Source organism: Mesorhizobium sp. M1403 (assembly GCF_040317695.1).
Lineage (GTDB): Bacteria > Pseudomonadota > Alphaproteobacteria > Rhizobiales > Rhizobiaceae > Mesorhizobium.
Map to the genome: position 1 here is coordinate 16,143 of NZ_JAMYKY010000016.1, position 18,221 is coordinate 34,363.

The 18,221-nt window shown below is 62.3% G+C and carries 13 protein-coding genes; 3 read left to right on the plus strand and 10 right to left on the minus strand.

What is annotated here, in order from left to right; all coding sequences use genetic code 11:
* Positions 1-45 precede the first annotated feature (45 nt).
* Complete coding sequence (locus NKH01_RS22985; protein WP_353022582.1) at positions 46-2,058, minus strand: BTAD domain-containing putative transcriptional regulator; 2,013 nt, start codon at positions 2,056-2,058, stop codon at positions 46-48.
* Positions 2,059-2,502: 444 nt separating this feature from the next.
* Positions 2,503-3,396 (minus strand): LysR family transcriptional regulator, encoded by an 894-nt coding sequence (locus tag NKH01_RS22995; protein WP_353022584.1) that lies wholly within the window; start codon positions 3,394-3,396, stop codon positions 2,503-2,505.
* A 120-nt stretch (positions 3,397-3,516) separates the two neighbouring features.
* On the opposite strand from NKH01_RS22995, the gene NKH01_RS23000 reads away from it, so the two are divergent.
* Together NKH01_RS23000 and NKH01_RS23005 are read left to right on the plus strand one after the other, a co-directional pair.
* Positions 3,517-4,401, plus strand: coding sequence for an NmrA family NAD(P)-binding protein (locus NKH01_RS23000; RefSeq protein ID WP_352643510.1), 885 nt, complete (start codon positions 3,517-3,519; stop codon positions 4,399-4,401).
* A 48-nt stretch (positions 4,402-4,449) separates the two neighbouring features.
* The gene (locus tag NKH01_RS23005; protein WP_023717491.1) at positions 4,450-4,722 is read left to right on the plus strand and encodes a DUF2798 domain-containing protein; all 273 of its coding nucleotides are present in this window, start codon (positions 4,450-4,452) and stop codon (positions 4,720-4,722) included.
* A gap of 89 nt (positions 4,723-4,811) precedes the next feature.
* On the opposite strand, the gene NKH01_RS23010 is transcribed toward NKH01_RS23005, so the two are convergent.
* The 6 genes from NKH01_RS23010 to NKH01_RS23035 form a co-directional block, all read right to left on the minus strand.
* The gene (locus NKH01_RS23010) at positions 4,812-5,459 is read right to left on the minus strand and encodes a YiaD family glycine zipper/OmpA-like lipoprotein (protein ID WP_353022587.1); all 648 of its coding nucleotides are present in this window, start codon (positions 5,457-5,459) and stop codon (positions 4,812-4,814) included.
* A gap of 174 nt (positions 5,460-5,633) precedes the next feature.
* Positions 5,634-6,002, minus strand: coding sequence for a GFA family protein (locus tag NKH01_RS23015; protein WP_023679923.1), 369 nt, complete (start codon positions 6,000-6,002; stop codon positions 5,634-5,636).
* 200 nt (positions 6,003-6,202) lie between these two features.
* A complete protein-coding gene (locus tag NKH01_RS23020; protein ID WP_023717488.1) occupies positions 6,203-6,589 on the minus strand; it encodes a hypothetical protein in 387 nt (128 codons plus the stop codon).
* A 473-nt stretch (positions 6,590-7,062) separates the two neighbouring features.
* Positions 7,063-8,194 (minus strand): peptide chain release factor 2 gene (gene prfB / locus NKH01_RS23025; protein WP_156948021.1). Its coding sequence is split into 2 segments (ribosomal slippage): positions 7,063-8,127 and positions 8,129-8,194, totalling 1,131 coding nucleotides; the frame shifts between segments, so codons are not numbered across the junction.
* Between the two features lie 150 nt (positions 8,195-8,344).
* Entirely contained in the window at positions 8,345-10,801 is a 2,457-nt protein-coding gene (locus NKH01_RS23030; protein ID WP_023717485.1) for a penicillin-binding protein 1A, read from the minus strand.
* A gap of 214 nt (positions 10,802-11,015) precedes the next feature.
* On the minus strand, positions 11,016-12,278 hold the full coding sequence (locus tag NKH01_RS23035) for an N-acetylmuramoyl-L-alanine amidase (RefSeq protein ID WP_023717484.1): 1,263 nt from the start codon (positions 12,276-12,278) through the stop codon (positions 11,016-11,018).
* Positions 12,279-12,957: 679 nt separating this feature from the next.
* On the opposite strand from NKH01_RS23035, the gene NKH01_RS23040 reads away from it, so the two are divergent.
* A complete protein-coding gene (locus NKH01_RS23040) occupies positions 12,958-15,933 on the plus strand; it encodes an Rne/Rng family ribonuclease (protein WP_353022590.1) in 2,976 nt (991 codons plus the stop codon).
* A 96-nt stretch (positions 15,934-16,029) separates the two neighbouring features.
* Here the strand turns inward: NKH01_RS23040 and NKH01_RS23045 are convergent, their stop codons facing one another.
* Complete coding sequence (locus NKH01_RS23045) at positions 16,030-17,013, minus strand: glutaminase (RefSeq protein ID WP_353022592.1); 984 nt, start codon at positions 17,011-17,013, stop codon at positions 16,030-16,032.
* Between the two features lie 11 nt (positions 17,014-17,024).
* A complete protein-coding gene (locus NKH01_RS23050; protein ID WP_353022594.1) occupies positions 17,025-18,173 on the minus strand; it encodes a pyridoxal phosphate-dependent aminotransferase in 1,149 nt (382 codons plus the stop codon).
* Between the last annotated feature and the right edge of the window lie 48 nt (positions 18,174-18,221).

Genomic DNA, 18,221 nt, shown 5'->3' on the forward strand with positions numbered 1-18,221 from the left:
GCACGAAGCCGGCATAAGACGGCCTCGCCTCACGCTGAGATGGCGTTAGTCCGGCAGGCCCGCCTTGCGAAGGCCTTCGATGTACCTGCTGCGATCGTCCGGTCGATAAAACGGCGGCAGCACCTCGGCAAGATTCGAAAGCCGCAGCGAGGGATCGAGCTCGCAGACCCGGGCCATCATCTGCTGCGCTTCCGACAGGCGCCCCGCAAGGGCATGACTCGCCGCCACTACACGCATCGCGCTCACGTAGTTCGGTTGGTATCGCAGCGACTTTCCCGCCCAAGTGGCGGCGTCATCGTAGTGGCCGGCACAAAAATGAGCGAGCCCGGTGTTGAATTGCCAAGCGAACAGGCGTGGATCCAATGGGCTTAGGCGCATGGCAAGCGCGGCGTGCTCGACGGCCTTGCCTGGCTCGCCAAAGCAAGCCCTGACCCAGCTGCTTAGGCCCCACGCGGCCGCTAGATTCGGGTTGAGAACGAGCGCGCGATCGATGCAAGCCGCACTGTCGTCAAGGTCGCCACCTACGTAGCCGAGCACGTATCCACCGAAGGAAAGCGCAATCGCATCGTCCCTTCCGAGTTCGACCGCTCTCCTGGCCAGTCGAGTAGCCTCGGCATTCTCTTTCGCGCGGTCGACCATCCAGCCGTTGCTTTTTCGGGTAGCGTAGCACCGCGCCGCCCGCGCATAGGCTGCGGCAAACTCGGGGTCACCGTCGATCGCCTTCATGAAGAGGCGCAAGGCATCGTCAATGGCCGACCTACTAGTGATCGTCCGGTCAAAGGCCGCCAGCCCGCGGAGATAGTAGTCATAGGCGTCGAGGCTTTCAGTCGGTTTGCGTTTGGCACGCTCGATCTCAGCCTCCTCCATTTTCGGTGTGATTGCGCCGACAATGCTCGAGGCGACCTGGTCCTGCAGATCGAAGACTTCGGCGAGCGCTCCGTCAAAACGGTCGGCCCAGAGATAGGCCCCTGTCGAGGTGTCGATGAGCTGCCCGGCGATGCGCAGGCGGTCGCCAGCCCGGCGAACACTTCCCTCGACCACATAGCGCACGCCCAGCTCACGCCCGACCTGCTCTATGTCTACGGACCGTCCCCTGTAGGTGAAGCTCGAATTCCGTGCGACTACGAACAGGTGACGAAAGTGAGCCAAGGCCGTGACAATGTCTTCCACCATACCGTCGGCAAAATATTCCTGCTCCATATCACCGCTTAGATTCTGAAACGGCAGCACCGCTATCGATGGGTGGTCGTCGCGCCTCGTCGGGGCCGCCAGAACCTGCGCCAGTGATGCGACGCCGGAGCTTGGCTCCGGCCGCGGACGTTCAGGTCGTTCACGGGACTGCAGAGAAGCCGCCAGCGAGCTTGTCCGCTCCTCAGGCTCTGCATCCAGATGTTTTTTCAAAGCTGCCCGACACAGCTCGAACTGGCGCAAGGCGGCGTTTTCGTGACCTCGATGAGCGTGGATGCGGATCAGCGCCCGATGGGCCGCCTCCGCCGTCGGATCCGGGGCGAGCAATCTCTCCGCGAGCCCTTCGCAGGCCGTCTCTTCCGCTGAGCCGGGTGCGGGCAGCGCCAGGCTCAGCCGATCGACCAACTGCAGCGCTTTGCGCTGATACTTGCTCAGATAAGGTCTGAACCACTCGTCCAGTTCGTCAGGAATGGCTTGCCCGGCAAGCAGCTCACCGCGGTAGATATCGGCGGCGAAGGCGAGATCAGTGGTCCGGCCCTCCTCCAGCTTCCGGTCGAAGATCGAGATGTCCGCCTCATCCGGACCGGCAATAAGCGCGACGGTTTCCTGATCCCCATCGATGTAGACGGTGGCATCCGAGCTGGCGGGGAACGTGCGCCTGATGTCGACCAGCGCCTGACGCAAACTATTGCGGGCCTGCCCATTGCTTCGCCCCGGCCAAAAGGCTTCGGAAAGCTGCTCGCGACGATGGCCGCGGCGGCCTGCGAGAACCAGAGCAGCAAAAAGAAGCGAAGTCTTGCGTGTGGCGAACCGGACGGGCCGGCGCTCCGGGGAAGTAACCTCCAGGCCACCAAGCAACCGGATGCGCACAAATCGTCTCCAGACTTTGACCGCGGCGACAGAATAGCATCTCGGTGGATCGATTTAACACCGATTTAACGGCGGATCGTCGGACTTCTCCCAGTTGTTCACGCACAGCCGAACAGTCCGAAAACGCCTGCGTGGCACGCTCCCATCCGCAAACTCGAAATGGGAGACCAAAACAATGGCTCACACGGAAACTCGCGCCGCCCGCGGCATGTCCAAACGCTTGCTTGGGTCTGGCTTGAAAAGCGCAGCAATGATGATCGCTGCCTTCACGAGATGGCGGCGGACCGCCGCAAGACGCAGGGCACTGGCAGATTTGACGATCGATCAGCTGAAGGACATCGGTCATTTGGAGGTCCATCAACCAGCACTCGACGCCGTCAAGGCAGTTCTGATCACGAACTTGATATCGATGAGGTAAGATCGGCGCTCAGTTTGATTTGGGCCCTAAAGGTTCCTGAGCTCCAGGCGAGATGCCAACAGGTCCAGAAAAGCGCGTACTTTGGCCGAGGACGACCTGCCTTCCGGCCACACGGCATGTATCGGCACCGGCACCGGCTCGAATTCGGTCAGAACCAGCTCCAGGCGGCCATCGTCCACCAGGTGTTTTACCTGCCAAAGCGGGGAGTAGCCCAAACCCAATCCGTGAACCGCGGCTGCATAGATCGATATCATCAAATTCGACCGGAAGGTGCCCGCGACCTTCACCGGCCGGGGCTTGCCTTCAATCTGAAACATCCATTCGCCTGGGCGGCCGTCAACGGTTCGTACGATGCATTCATGCTCACGCAATTCGAGCGGATGGGCCGGTCGGCCGTGTTGTCGAAAGTAGGCAGGTGCGCCGAACACGACGCGCCGCAGCGCCCCCAGCCGCTTCGCCCGTAGACTGGAATCCGGCAAATCGCCGATCCGGACCGCCAGATCGAGACCCACGGCATCCAGATCGACAAATTCATCGGAAAGCTGGAGGTCAACCTCAGCCTGGGGATATGTCCGCATATAGTCGGCGATGACCGGCATCAGGAAATCCGGGCCGAACAGAACCGGGGCGCTCACACGCAGGATGCCGGACGGCTCGGATCGTCGGTTGGCCGCCTGAAGCCTGGCTTCGTTTATTTCCTCGATGGCAGGCTTGATGCGTTGGAAAAAGGCCGCACCGGCTTCGCTCGGCGTCGAGCGGCGCGTCGTCCTGTGCAGAAGCTCGACCCCGATGGATTCCTCCAATGTCGCCAAAGACCGACTGACCGACTGCAGTGAGCGGTTCAGCCGGCGGGCGGCAGCCGTCAGGCTGCCATGCTCGACAATGGCAATGAAGGCTTCGAAATCATCTATCCGGCTCATCGCTGATTTCTCCCGAAAACCGGGATAAACTATCGCAAAATCGATCAATTGTAACGCAGTTCGCTAGATTTTATCTTCCCTGCACAGGCCGAAAGGCAGACTCGAGGGAAGGAGATCGTCATGCGAACACCCAGTCCAACCGTCCTGGTCGTAGGCGCCGCAGGCCGCGTTGCCGGTTTGGTGGTGCCTGAACTCGTCCGCCGCAATGCCAGGGTTAGAGCGCTTGTTCGTGACGCCGCGGCTGCCGAAAAAGCCCGGAAAGCCGGGGCATCCGAGATCGCGATCGGTGATCTGCGCAACCATCAAAGCCTTGAACAGGCCGTCGAAGGTGTCGACGGTGTCTTCCACATCGGGCCGGCCTTTGCTCCCGACGAAGCCGCCATGGGGGTTGCCATGGTTGAGGCAGCGGCGCGAGCAGGCGTTCGGAAATTCGTCTTCTCATCTGTGATCCAGCCCACCAATACGAGGCTGGAAAACCATGCAAGCAAGGTACCGGTCGAAGCTGCCCTCTATTCGACGAACATGGAATACACCATTCTGCACCCGGCCAATTTCATGCAAAATATCGCGGCGGCCTGGCCGTCCGTCGTCGAGCATGGCGTTTTCGCCGAGCCGTTTCCAAAGACGGCGAAGCTGGCCCGCGTCGACTATCGCGACGTGGCTGAAGTGGCAGCGATCGCACTGACCGAAACGCGTTTGTCCTATGCGACCCTCGAGCTGTGCGCCGACGGTATGCACAGCCGCGAAGAGGTCGTCGCCATGATCAGCGAGGCGCTTGGCCGGCCGGTTTCAGCAGGCGAGCCGACATTTCAGGACTGGGCGGCGAAAGCCCGCCTTCCCTATACCGACCGGCAGTTGCAGATGCTGGCCAAAGTACACAGCCACTACGCCAAATACGGCCTCGGCGGGAACAGCCTGGCGTTGCGCGCCGCGCTTGGCCGCGAGCCGCGTTCGCTGCGAAGCTTCATTCGGGAATTGGCGCTGCCGGTGGCACATGCCGCCTGATCGTCCTCACAATAACGCTTACGCACACTTTCTGATTAGGAGATTTCGATGCAAGCATCACCGGACCGAGCCTTCAAATTGAGAAAGCTGCCGCCCTCCTACGGCGCGGTGGTGATGCCGTTGGTTCTTTCGATTCTGATGTCCTCGATTGTCTCGGCGGTTTCGACGGCAATCGGCGCAGGCTGGACGGACGGGTTTATTGCGGCCTGGAGCTATGCATGGGGCGCTTCATGGCTTGTTGCGTTTCCCAGCCTGCTGATTGTGCTTCCGATCGTGCGCCGGATCGTTGCCGCGATTGTCGATCAGCCGGCCCGGTCCTGATATCACAAACGCAGCGCGCCGGCGGCCGGCGGTCCGGCATCACTATTAGAGCGGCCCGTACGGGGCCGCTCTCGGTTCATGCGCTTGCATCAGGTGAGCGGCGACAGCTGGATCTCGACGCGGCGGTTCTGAGCCCGGCCGGCAGCGGTCGCGTTGGAGGCGATCGGACGCGTCTTGCCGAAGCCGGTGACGGCGAAGCGGCGGGAATCGACGCCCTGTCCCGATAGATAGTTGGCGACCGCCAAAGCGCGGCGCTGCGACAGGTCGAAATTGTGCTCGTCGCCGCCGGTCGAGTCGGTGTGGCCGAACACGTCGACGGTGGTCTGCCGGAACTTTTTCAGCACAAGGGCAACCGAATTCAGCACCGGATAGAAACCAGGCCTCACCGCATCCTGGTCGACGTTGAAGGTGATGTCGGACGGCATGTTGAGGATGATCTGGTCGCCGGTGCGGGTGACGCTGACGCCGGTGCCCTCAAGCTGCCGGCGCAGTTCGGCCTCGTTCTGGTCCATGGTGGCGCCGATGGCGCCGCCGGCAAGCGCACCGATGCCCGCGCCGATCAGCGCGTTGCGGCGGTCGTTGCCGCCGGCAAGCATACCAAGCCCGGCACCCGCCAGCGCTCCCAGACCGGCGCCGGCAGCGGTGTTGGAAACCTTCTGCTCCCCGGTGTAGGGATCGGTGGTGCATGCGCTCACAAGCACAGCCGTCGCCACGACGGCGAGCACAATCTTTTTCATATGGTGGTCCCTCTCCATTCCACGGCCGCGCAACGGCGCACCGCATCAGCCCTTCCAGCGACTTGTAACATGAAATGCGGCGAAAAGCGGACCAGCAAAAGCCGCTGCCGCGGCTTTCCCCGGCTCAATTCCACACCCCTGCAGCGGCTCGCGCGACCACCGCAGTTCGACCGGCTACCAGAGATTCTTGCCGTCGATGACCACCACTTCGACCTTGTCGAGATCGAAATCATCGAACAGCCGCGAATTCACACTGATCTTCGGATTGTCGAAATTCGGCTCGCCTGTCGACCAGTCCGGCGTCTCGGTGAAGGTGCCGCAGCCGCAGGTGGCGCAAAAACCGTGTTTTATGGTTTTCGATCCCCACTGGTAGAACGAAACATTCTCCGGCGGGCTGGTAAGCCTGAATTGCGATGGGGTGTAATAGGCCCACAACGAACCGCGTTTCGAACAGAAGGAACAGGTGCATCGCGTCACAGTCTGCGGCGCTTGCGAAACCTCGAACGTCGTCGCCTTGCAGTGGCAGCTTGCCTTGATGGTCATGGATTAGTCCCTCACAATGCCCGCCGGCCCTACGGCAAGGCACCATAAAGAAACGCTCCTGACAACTCTCCGTCAGCAGATCTGTCGTCTGCAATGCGCAGTTTCAAAAGTGTTGTAACCCAATCGAGGGCGTGTCGATCCCAAAAACCCTGCACACCCTCGGGTCAAGCCCAAGGGCAAGCTTTTGGGGGCGACATGCATCAATAGGACGATGGCGGCACGAACAGACAGATGGTCTTTCCGTCATTGGCGCCGGCGACCGAGCACCAGTGATATGCGCCGTCGGGCGAATTCTTGATGCGCTTGTCGCTATAGGCCACGACTTCGCCTGTCCCCTTGATGACATAGCCTTCGGGGCGCTCGCCGATAGATATCGGCGCAACCTCGCGGCAGTCATAGCCCGAGCAGCAGGAGAACGGATAGCTCCAGCCTTGCGGCATCGCCGCGGTCGGCTTGGCATCATGCGCCAGAGCAGGCGCCGCGAATGGCATCGCGGCAGCTATCAAAACCACTGCCGCGACAAGGGAATTCAGAAATCGGCGCGCCGTGTGAACGGCATGGGCCGGTCTGGTTGTAAGAGCAGGCATGGGCGCAGTTCCTATCAACGGTTGTCAAGCATCTCGCTTGCCCGTTCCCGGAACGTGTCTTCCCAGTGGCCGGATCGTCAGGTCGCAGATACGCCGCGCCCGGCCATAAATGCTTTTTTCCTCCCCAGCGCTTGGATGCTGGGCTGATTCCTTGGTCGGCGCAAGGAATTGCTGTCGCAAACCGAACGCCGACCTCTGCGGCCGGAACCAGCCTGCCGGCCGGGTTGACGAGACTGGTACGATCACCCCCGGCAGCGAGGGTTGCCAATAACGGAATTCGGCTCGCAGTGGTTCCGGGCTCGGCACCGGCAGGCTCGAAGCATTCGCGTCAAAAGCGGAAATCGATTTTGGAAATTCCGATGAAAAACAAAGTTGTAGAACGACAGGTAAGTTCAAGCTGAGAACTCGTCACTCTCGCGCCGTGGCCGTAACTCTCGCGTGATGGACTGAAATTGCCGGGTTGGTGCCCGCCTTCAGTCGATGTCGGCCACCGTTTCTCCGGCGCCACCCTCGATGCGCTGCGACAGCGAGGCCTCCATGAAATCGTCGAGGTCGCCGTCGAGCACGCTCGACGGGCTGGTGCTCTCGACGCCGGTGCGCAGATCTTTCACCAGTTGATAGGGCTGCAGCACGTAGGACCGTATCTGGTGGCCCCAGCCAATATCGCTCTTCGACGCTTCGGTGGCGTTCGCCACCGCTTCGCGTTTCTTCAGCTCTTCCTCGTAAAGCCGCGAGCGCAGCATTTCCCAGGCCTTGGCCTTGTTCTTGTGCTGGGAGCGCTCCGCCTGGCAGGCAACCGCGATGCCGGTGGCGAGATGGGTGATGCGGACCGCCGAATCGGTGGTGTTGACATGCTGGCCGCCCGATCCCGAAGAACGATACGTGTCGATACGGACGTCAGATTCGGAAACGTCGATGTCGATCGTATCGTCGATGACGGGATAGACCCAGACGCTGGCGAAGGAGGTGTGGCGGCGCGCATTGCTGTCATAGGGCGAAATACGCACGAGACGATGCACGCCGGATTCCGTCTTCAGCCAGCCATAGGCGTTGTGGCCCTTGATCAGCAGCGTGGCTGACTTGATGCCGGCCTCTTCGCCGTCATGCACTTCCAGCACCTCGACCTTGAAGCGGCGGCGCTCGGCCCAGCGCGTATACATGCGCAGAAGCATCGAGGCCCAGTCCTGGCTTTCGGTGCCGCCGGCGCCGGCATGGACTTCCAGATAGCTATCGTTGGCGTCCGCCTCGCCCGACAGCAGCGTTTCGATCTGGCGCGCCTTGGCCTCGCCGCGCATCGAGCGGATCGCCGCCTCGGCCTCCGCGACGACGCCCTCGTCGCCCTCTTCCTCGCCAAGCTCGATCAGGCCGATATTGTCTTCCAGAGCCTGGGTGAGGCCTTTGACCGCGGCAATGCCTTCCTCGAGGCCCTGACGCTCGCGCATCAGCTTTTGCGCTTCCAACGGCTCGTTCCAGAGGCTCGAATCCTCGGCGCGGACATTCAGGTACTCAAGCCGCTTTATGGCCTGGTCCCAGTCAAAGATGCCTCCTCAGCAGGGTGATCGCCTGCCTGATCTCGTCGACAATATTTTGCGTTTCCGCGCGCATGGCTGGCTGTTCTGTCCTGTTGCTGAATGGCGGTTTGGTGGCGCGATACATAGGGACGGCAATGTCCCCTGTAAAGCACCGGCCCCTGTAAAGCGGGATGGGCCGGCTCGACCATGATCGTCAAGCCGGCCCGACCGGATGTAACGATTGTCAGTAGAGCCCGCCGCCGCCCGACTGGATAGCCTGGTTGGCCTGCGGCGACAGCGCCCCGCCGGTGGCGTTGGAGCCGTCGGCACCCATGCCGATCACCCAGTAGCTGTCGGCGGGACCGGTACCCGGCTTGAAGGCTTCGATGATGGTTCCGGCGTCACCCTCGTTGGCCCGCATGCCGGTCTTGCGATTGATCGCAATCAGCTTCATGCCTTCGGGAACCTTGAAGTCGACATTGGGCGTGCCGTCCAGCGCTACGCGCATGAAATCCTTGAAGATCGGCGCGGCAAGGCCGCCGCCGGTCGCGCCCTTGCCAAGACCTTTCGGCTGATCGTAGCCCATATAAAGGCCGACAACGAGGTTCGGCGTATAGCCGATGAACCAGGCATCCTTTTCGTCATTGGTCGTTCCGGTCTTGCCGGCGATGTGACGGCCGAGTTCGTTGATGGTGGCGCCGGTACCGCGTTGAACGACGCCCTCCATCATCGATGTGATCTGGTAGGCGGTCATCGGATCGAGCACCTGCTCGGAATTGTCGACCAACTCCGGCTCTGGCTGGTTCTGCCATTCTGCGGCATTGCAGTTTGAGCAGCCGCGTTCGTCCTGCCTAAAGACGGTCTTGCCGTAGCGGTCCTGGATGCGGTCGATCAGCGATGGCTTGATCGACTTGCCGCCATTGGCCATGATCGAATAGGCTGATACCATGCGCATCACCGTCGTCTCGCCGGATCCCAGCGCCATCGGCAGATACGGCGCGAGATGGTCGTAGACGCCGAAACGCTCGGCATACTCCACGACCAGTTTCATGCCCATGTCGTTGGCAAGCCGCACCGTCATCAGATTGCGCGATTTCTCGATGCCGGAGCGCAAGGTCGCCGGACCGGCCACCGTTCCGTCGTAATTCTTGGGCGTCCAGGTCGTGTTGCCGCTCTGGATGGTGATCGGCCCGTCCATGATCACAGAGGCGGGCGTATAGCCATTGTCGAGGGCGGCCGAATAAACGATCGGCTTGAACGACGACCCCGGCTGGCGCATGGCCTGCGTCGCCCGGTTGAACTCCGACTGCGCATAGGAGAAACCGCCGACCATGGCCAGGACGCGTCCGGTATGCGGATCCATGGCGATCAGGCCGCCTTCCACTTCGGGAACCTGGCGCAAGCTGTAGCTGTTGTCCGAGCCGTCGTTCCTCTGCACGAAAATCACGTCGCCCGGCTTCAGCACGTCGGCCGGCGACTTCGCCTTGACGGTTTTGCCGTCGACCACGTGGCGCATGGCGAAGCTCATGTCTTCCTTGCTGACGGTGCCTTCGAGGCGGTCCTTGACGATTTCGCCGGAGATCTGGCGCGTCGGCTGCAGGCCGATGGACAGGCCGGTGGCCGAGCTATCGAGCACGACGGCAAGCGACCATTCCGGCACGTCCTCCAGTCGCTTGACGTTGCCCAGCGGCACGCCCCAGTCGCCGGAAACATCGATGCTCGTGACCGGCCCGCGGTAGCCGCGCAGCGTATCGAACTTCATGAGACCGTTCTGCATGGCCTTGCGGGCAATCAACTGCATCTTCGGATCGAGCGTGGTACGGACGGAAAGGCCGCCCTCGTAGAGCGCATTCTCGCCGTAGCGCGCGATGATCTGGCGACGCACTTCCTCGGTGAAATATTCCCCGGCGAAGAGATAGTTGCCGGTGCGGCGCGGCGTGACGCCGAGCGGCTCGGCCTTGGCCTTCTCGCCTTCTTCATGGGTGACGTAACCGTTCTCGACCATCTGGTCGATGACCCAGTTGCGGCGCTCCAAGGCGCGATCGGCATGCTTGAAGGGATGATAGTTGTTCGGCCCCTTCGGCAGAGAGGCAAGATAGGCAGCCTCGGCCACGGTGAGCTCGTTCACCGATTTGTCGAAATAGGTGAGCGCAGCACCGGCGACGCCATAGGCACCGAAACCGAAGAAAATCTCGTTGAGATAGAGCTCGAGAATGCGATCCTTCGAATAGGCCTGCTCGATGCGGAAGGCGAGGATCATCTCCTTGATCTTGCGCTCGTAGGTCTGGTCTGAAGACAACAGGAAGTTCTTCGCCACCTGCTGGGTGATGGTCGAGGCGCCGACCTGGCGCTTTCCCGAGCCAAGATTCTGCAGGTTGACGACAATGGCGCGGCCAAGGCCGGTCACGTCGATGCCGGGATGATTGTAAAAGTTCTTGTCCTCGGCCGACAGGAAGGCCGCCTTGACTCGATCCGGGATCGCCTGAATCGGCAGATAAAGCCGCCGCTCACGCGCATATTCGGCCATCAGCGCGCCATCCGACGCGTGGATGCGGGTCGTCACCGGCGGCTCGTATTTGGCCAGCACCTCGTAATCGGGCAGGTCCTTCGACAAATGGCCGATATAGATCGCCACGCCCGCCGCGACCAAAAGGGCCAGCGTCGTGCCGATGCCGAAGAAATAGCCAATGAGACGAATCATACCCGCTCCAGTCCTTGGTTCGGGAATTTCCTAAACGAAGCCGCCCTTCGCGCAAGCTTTCGGGACGATCCCAACCCGTAATCGCAAAAGCCATGTCGCGACCATGTGGGCAAAATACGGCAGCGTGGAATTTCGGTTTCGAATGCCGGAAATAAAAGCACAGGGTGTTGTCGCCGTGCAACGCTGCCTCAGGTTGTGGGCGCCGGCGGGCATTTCAGCCTCCGGCCCCCGTTCCGCTCTTGGCCGAAGCAAACAGTGCAACGGCGTTGGTTATGCTTTGGGTCGCCTTGTTGCGCCAATCGGCGCTGAGCAACTGCGCTTCGTCCTTGGCGTTCGACAGATAGCCGAGTTCGACCAGCACGGACGGAACGTCCGGCGCCTTCAGCACCTTGAAGCCGGCAGAACGCTGCGGGTTGTTGATCAGGCCGACGCTGGTGGAAAGCTGGCCGACAAGAGTGTGCGCGAAGCTCATCGAAAAATTATGCGTCTCGCGGCGGATCAGGTCGATCAGGATATCGGTCACTTCCTTGCTGTCGTCCTTGATCTCCATGCCAGCGAACTGGTCGGAAAGATTTTCACGGTCGGCAAGCGCCTGTGCCTCGGGATCGGAAGCCTTGTCGGACACGGTGTAGACGGTTGCGCCGCGAATGCCCTTGAGGCTGATCGTGTCGGCATGGATCGAGATGAGCAGGTCGGCCTCATGCTGGCGAGCAATGCGCACGCGATCGTCGAGCCGCAGGAACTCGTCCGTTTCGCGCGTCAGGAACACGTCATATTTGCCGCTGGCGGTGAGCTTGTCGCGCAGTTCCATGGCAAAGGCGAGCGTCACGTTCTTCTCGACAGTGCCGTTCAGGCCCTCGGCACCACCGTCGATGCCGCCGTGGCCGGGATCGACGACGACGGTGAAACGATGGCCCGGATTGGAGACCGGCCCGGTACCGACCCTGCCGGCCTTGTCGGCAGAGACTGTCGAGCCGGTGGTCAGCGCCTGATTGGCGAGCGCTGCATCGAATTCCCGCTGCGACGCCGCCGACATGTCGATGGCGATGCGGTAGCCACTGCCGTCATCGTTCTTCAGCACGTCGAGATTGTCGACGGCGAACGGTCCCTTGCCGGTGAGAATCAGCCGCGATTTTCCCTCGCCGAGTCCGCCGTAACGCACGGCGCGGACAAGGCCGCGCGGCTTCACATCCTTGGCATTTAGGGCGAATCTCGTGGCCGGCAGATCGATGACCAGACGATTGGGGCCGCGCAGCAGGAACCATTTGATGTCGGGATCGCGGTCGAAATTGATGACGATGCGCATCTTGGTGGCATCGCCGGCCATCTTGTAGCTTGTGGCGCCGATCGGTACGTCGGCAGCACGCGAAAGTGGCGGAAAGACTAGGCAAGCCAGGATCAGCGGCAGCAGGCAGGCGGTGCGGAACAACCAGCCTCCATGATGACGGCCCTTGTCTGCGAAGCCTGCCAGTCCCATCTTTCTACCAGTCGCTCCTGTTTGGCGTCATGCCCGATCGTTCGTCAAAGTGCCCTATTGCTTGTCAAAGTGCCGGTCAAAGTGCCGGCAGGCCGCGAACTCGATTAACGATTGGTATCCAGAGAAGGTTAACCAAGCCTTTTCATGGAAGGCTTGGAACCTGGGCTTCCGTTGCGGAACGGCTTTTTGCCGGCGTCGGGAATCGGGGTTGCCTTCCAACCCGCCAAATCATAAAAGCGATGGTGGATCACTGCAATCCTGGAACCGTCCTCCTCCGCAGCTTCCTGCTACAGGTCAGACGCAAGACGGCTCCTTTCGCTTCAGGCGAAGAAGGCATCGGTGATCGCGACGATTTTCGCAGGCGTGCTCCCGTGGCGGGGGAATCGCCTGCGTGAGCAAAACGGCCGGGATTGTCCCGTGCCGGCTCTGTATGAGCAAACAAGCTGGTCCGGTTTTTCCCGGGCTTTGGTTCAAAAGGTTCTGCTGGTTACGATGGCTTCAAGCGCAATCATGGAAAGGTCCGCAACAAACCGCGCCACTACGGCTGCGGGCGGCACCGCCATGGCGCTCAGGCAGCGGCCGGCGGACGTTCAATTGTCCGGCACCCATGTTCCAGGTCCACGGCAGCGGGCATTGCCCCGCAAGCTGCGGCCGACGGCTGCCGGGGGGAAACGAAATAATGCCCAACAAAATGCTGATAGACGCCTCCCACCCGGAGGAAACACGCGTTGTCGTCGTTCGCGGTAACCGTATTGAAGAATTCGACTTTGAATCCCAGGACAAGAAGCAGCTCAAAGGAAACATCTATCTCGCCCGCGTAACGCGCGTCGAACCTTCCCTCCAGGCAGCCTTCGTCGAATATGGCGGTAACCGTCACGGTTTCCTCGCCTTCAGTGAAATACACCCCGACTATTACCAGATTCCGGTCGCCGACCGTCAGGCGCTGCTGCGTGCGGAAGCACAGGAAGCCCAGGACGAAGAGGACGAGGAAGCCGCCGAGGGCGACGACCGCCAGAGCCGCGACCGCGGCAAGCGCGGACGCCGGCGTGGCGGCAAGAGCCGCGACCGCGGCGAGCACAGGCGCGAGGCAGGCGCGTCCGACGGTGAGAATGGCGAGAGCGGCGAAGATGCCGTCGCAGAGAACCTGGATGCCGCTGCCGACGGCGGCGACACCATGTCCGATACTGTCGGACAGAGCGAGGATGCCGCCGGACAGAGTGATGAAGTCGCCGATAGCGGCGAGACCGAGCCGTCCGAAGGCGGATCCAGTTCCATCGCTGCCAGCGTCGACGCCGACGTAATCTCGGAAGCCGTCCCGCAAGTAGAGACAAGGGAGGTCGAGACAGGCGGGGCCGAGACGAGCGGCGAAGCGACGTCCGAAGACAATGATCGCGGCATGCTGGAGGAGGTGCAATCCTCGCATTCGGACGATCACGAGGTCGAATCGGTCGGCGCCGAAGACGCGCTGGAAGAAGTGCGCAACCGCCGCAAGCCGGTGCGCCGCCAGTACAAGATCCAGGAAGTGATCAAGCGCCGGCAGATCCTGCTGGTGCAGGTCGTCAAGGAAGAGCGCGGCAACAAGGGTGCAGCGCTGACCACCTACCTGTCGCTGGCCGGCCGCTATTCGGTGCTGATGCCGAACACGGCGCGCGGCGGCGGCATTTCGCGCAAGATCACCAATGCGCAGGACCGCAAGCGGCTGAAGGAAGTGGTCGCCGATCTCGAAGTGCCGCAAGGCATGGGCGTCATCCTGCGTACGGCCGGCGAAAGCCGCACCAAGGCAGAGATCAAGCGCGACTACGAATATTTGATGCGGCTTTGGGAAAATGTCCGCAATCTGACGCTTCAATCCACGGCCCCTGCCCTGGTTTATGAGGAAGGCAGCCTGATCAAGCGGTCGGTGCGCGACCTCTACAACAAGGATATCGACGAGATCCTGGTTTCCGGCGAAGAAGGCTACCGCGAGGCCAAGGATTTCATGCGCATGCTGATGCCGAGCCACGCCAAGGTGGTACAGCCGTTCCGCGATACGACGCCGATCTTTGTGCGCAACGGCATCGAAGCACAGCTCGACCGCATGCTGCAGCCGCAGGTGACGCTGAAGAGCGGCGGCTACATCATCATCAACCAGACGGAAGCGCTGGTCGCCATCGACGTCAATTCGGGCCGTTCCACCAAGGAGCACTCGATCGAGGACACCGCGCTTCACACCAATCTGGAAGCCGCCGAGGAAGTCGCCCGGCAATTGAGGCTACGCGATCTCGCCGGCCTGATCGTCATCGACTTCATCGACATGGAGGAGAACCGCAACAACCGCTCCGTCGAGAAGCGGCTGAAGGATCACCTGAAGAACGACCGCGCCCGCATCCAGGTCGGCCGCATCTCGCATTTCGGGCTGATGGAAATGTCGCGTCAGCGCATCCGTGCCAGCGTGCTGGAATCGACGATGAAGCCTTGCCCGCATTGCGGCGGCACCGGCCATGTGCGCTCCGATTCGTCGGTTGCGCTGATGGTGGTGCGGGCAATCGAGGAATTCCTGCTCAAGGATTCGCGCAGCCACATCACGGTGCGGACGCCGGCAGCGACCGCGCTCTATGTGCTCAATCACAAGCGCGGCACGCTGGTGGAATTCGAGCACCGCTTCGGCGTGACCATCACCATCGAAGCCGATGACACGGTCGGTGCACAACACTATGCCATCTTCCGCGGCGCGCTGGCCGAAAAGCCGGAAGGCTTTGTCGAGGCCCGCACGTTCCCGGCCTATGTCGAGCCGGAAGAACCCGAGGACGAGATCGTCATCGAGGAGGAAGAGGAGGCACCGGTGCAGGCTGAGCAGCCACGCCCTGCCCAGCAGCCGCAGCAGCCAAGGTCCGGCGAGGACGGCGAAGGCCGCGATCGCAAGCGCCGCAAGCGCCGCAGACGGCGCGGCGGCAAGGATCGCGAACACGGGGATCGTGAACACGGGGATCGTGAACAGGCCGCTGCCGGGGAAGGTGCTTCCGTTTCGGCGCCGACGGACGACGCCCTCGTAGCCGCCGGCGATCAAGGCGCCGAAGCGGAACGTGAAGCGCCGGCCGGGGTTGCCGAAACTGCGGAAGCGGCGGACGACGGTCACGGCAAGAAGCGCCGGCGCGGCAAGCGCGGCGGCAAGCGCAATCGCCGTGAAGACGGTGAGGACGGCGTCGAAGCCAGCGCCGGCGAGCCGGCCGGCATGACAGAAGGTGCCGTATCGGAAGCAGAGCCGGTGACTGGCGAGCCGGAAGGTGCGCCGCCTGCCGAAGAGCTTGCGGTGCGTGCTCCGGCGAACGACGACACGCCGAGCGCCGAAAAGCCGAAGAAGCCGCGCCGTGCCGCCAAGCCGAAGAAGGCCGCGGCGGAAGCAGTTGCCGAGATTGCGGGCGCCGAGACATCGGCCGCCGAAGCCGCGGCGGTGGCTTCCGGCGAGACCGCTGCGCCGGTTCGGCAGGAGACCGAAGTGGCGGCTGGCAAGGAAACGCCGAAAGCCCGGCCGTCGCGGCGCAAACCCGCACCGGTGGATGCTCCGGTCGTGCCGGTCGTCTCCTCGATCGTCCCCGACGAGGCAAAGACCGAGGAAGCAAAGGCCGAGGACAAGCCGAAGCGTGCCGGCTGGTGGCAGCGGAAGGGCTTTTTCTAAGCTTTCCGTGTATTAGCCAGACTTTCTGATTAAAAGAATCCCGCGCTGCCGACTGGCTGCGCGGGATTTCTTCGTGCCAATTCCAGGCGACAGGCACTATGGCGCGAAGATCGACCAGTTCATCATCTTCGCCAGTTTCTCCAGCGCGATCGAGCCCAGCCTGGAATTGCCATTGGCATTGAGGCCAGGCGACCACACCGCAAGCGAGGCGACGCCCGGCACGATCCCCAATATGCCGCCGCCAACGCCGCTCTTGCCGGGAATGCCGACACGGAAAGCGAAGTCGCCGGAGCCGTCATAATGGCCGCAGGTCAGCATCATCGCGCCGATGCGGCGGGCGCGCTCGGCCGAGACGACGGAATGCCCGGTCGCCGGATTGTTGCCGCCATTGGCGAGAAAGCGCCCGGCCAGGGCGAGTTGCCGGCAGCTCATGGCGATCGCGCAATGGTGGAAATAAACGCCCAGCGCCAGTTCCGGCGCGTGATTGAGATTACCGAACGATTTCATGTAATTGGCAAGCGCAAAATTGCGAAAGCCGGTGGCACGTTCGGACGCCGCGACCTCGCGATCGATGATGATCGTGTCGTCATCGGCCAGGAACTGGATGAAGCGCAGGATCTCGCCGATCGCCTCGCGCGGCTGATGGCCGGCAAGCAGGATGTCTGAAACGACGATGGCGCCGGCATTGATGAACGGATTGCGCGGAATGCCGTTCTCGTGCTCGAGCTGGACGATCGAGTTGAACGGATTGCCCGACGGTTCGCGTCCGACCCGTTGCCATAGCGCGTCGCCGACATTGCCGAGCGCCAGCGTCAGCGTGAATACCTTTGAGATGCTCTGGATCGAAAATGCCTCGTCGGCGTCGCCCGCGGTCAGCACGCGGCCGTCATTGGTCACCGCGGCAATGCCGAATTTTTTCGGGTCGATCTTGCTCAGCTGCGGAATATAGCTGGCAACGTCGCCGCGATCGGCACGCTCCGCCATTTCGGCGGCAACCTCGCGCAGTGCCTGTTCAAGCTGGGGCGCCTGTTCAAGCTGGAGCACCTGTCCGCGTTGCGCCGCCTGTTCAAGCTCCGGCATCGTCGTCCCCGCTACTTCAGCCAGCGTTCGATACGCGCCATCGCCTCGACCATGTCGTCGTGGCTGCCGGCGTAGGAAAAGCGCATCGTGCGATGGCCCTGCAGCGGATCGAAATCGCGGCCGGGTGTCGCCGCCACATGCGCCTCCGCCAGCATCCTGCGCGCGAACGCCATGCTGTCGTTGGTGTGCCTGGTGACGTCGCAGAAGGCGTAGAACGCGCCGTCCATGGGCGCGGCCAAAGCAAAGCCGAGCTCCGGCAGGCGTTGCATCAGGAGCTCGCGGTTCCAGGCATAGCGCGCCTTCACCGCTTCCAGCTCTTCTGTCGCCTTGAACGCCTCGATCGCGGCAATCTGGGACAGTTCGGGCGGCGAGATGTAGAGGCTCTGGGCGATGCGCTCGATCGGCCGCACCAAATCCTGCGGCAGCACCATCCAGCCGATGCGCCAGCCGGTCATGCAATAATATTTCGAGAAGGAATTGATCACCGTCACGTCCGCGCCGAAAGACAGCGCCGTCGTGTCGGGCGCCGCATAGGCCAGCCGGTGGTATATTTCGTCTGAGATCACGGCGATGCCGAGCTCGTGCGCCATCTTGACCAGCGCCTCGAGATCGCCGGCGGGAATCACCGCGCCAGTCGGATTGGCCGGGCTGGCGAACAGCGCGCCCTTCAGCGGTTTTTCGCGGTGCGCGGCTTTCAGGTGCTCGGCATGAAGATAGGCGGCGCCGTCGAGCTCGATCTCGGCGATGTCGATGCCGAGCGCAGCCATGATGTTGCGATAGGCCGGATAGCCCGGCGCGGCGATGGCGACGCGGTCGCCCGGATCGAACATCGCCAGGAAGGCAAGGTTGAAGGCAGCCGACGATCCGGTGGTAACGGCTACCCGCTCGGGCGGCACGTCAAGCCCGTAATGCTCGCCATAATGGGCCGCGATTGCCTTGCGCAGGCCGGCGAGGCCCAGCGCGTCGGTATAGCCGATGCGGCCTGCTTTCAAGGCGCTCGCCGCCGCTTCGCGAACCCCGGCCGGTGCCGGGTCGGACGGCTGGCCGACTGCCATGGAAACGACCGGCACGCCCTTGGCCTTCAGCCGATTCGCCTCGGCCAGGATGTCCATGGCGTGGAACGGCTCGACGGCGCCGCGGCGCGAAAGCGAAACAACCATTTTTCAACCCACCACACTTGTCCGCACGTGCCGGCCATGCAGGCCGCG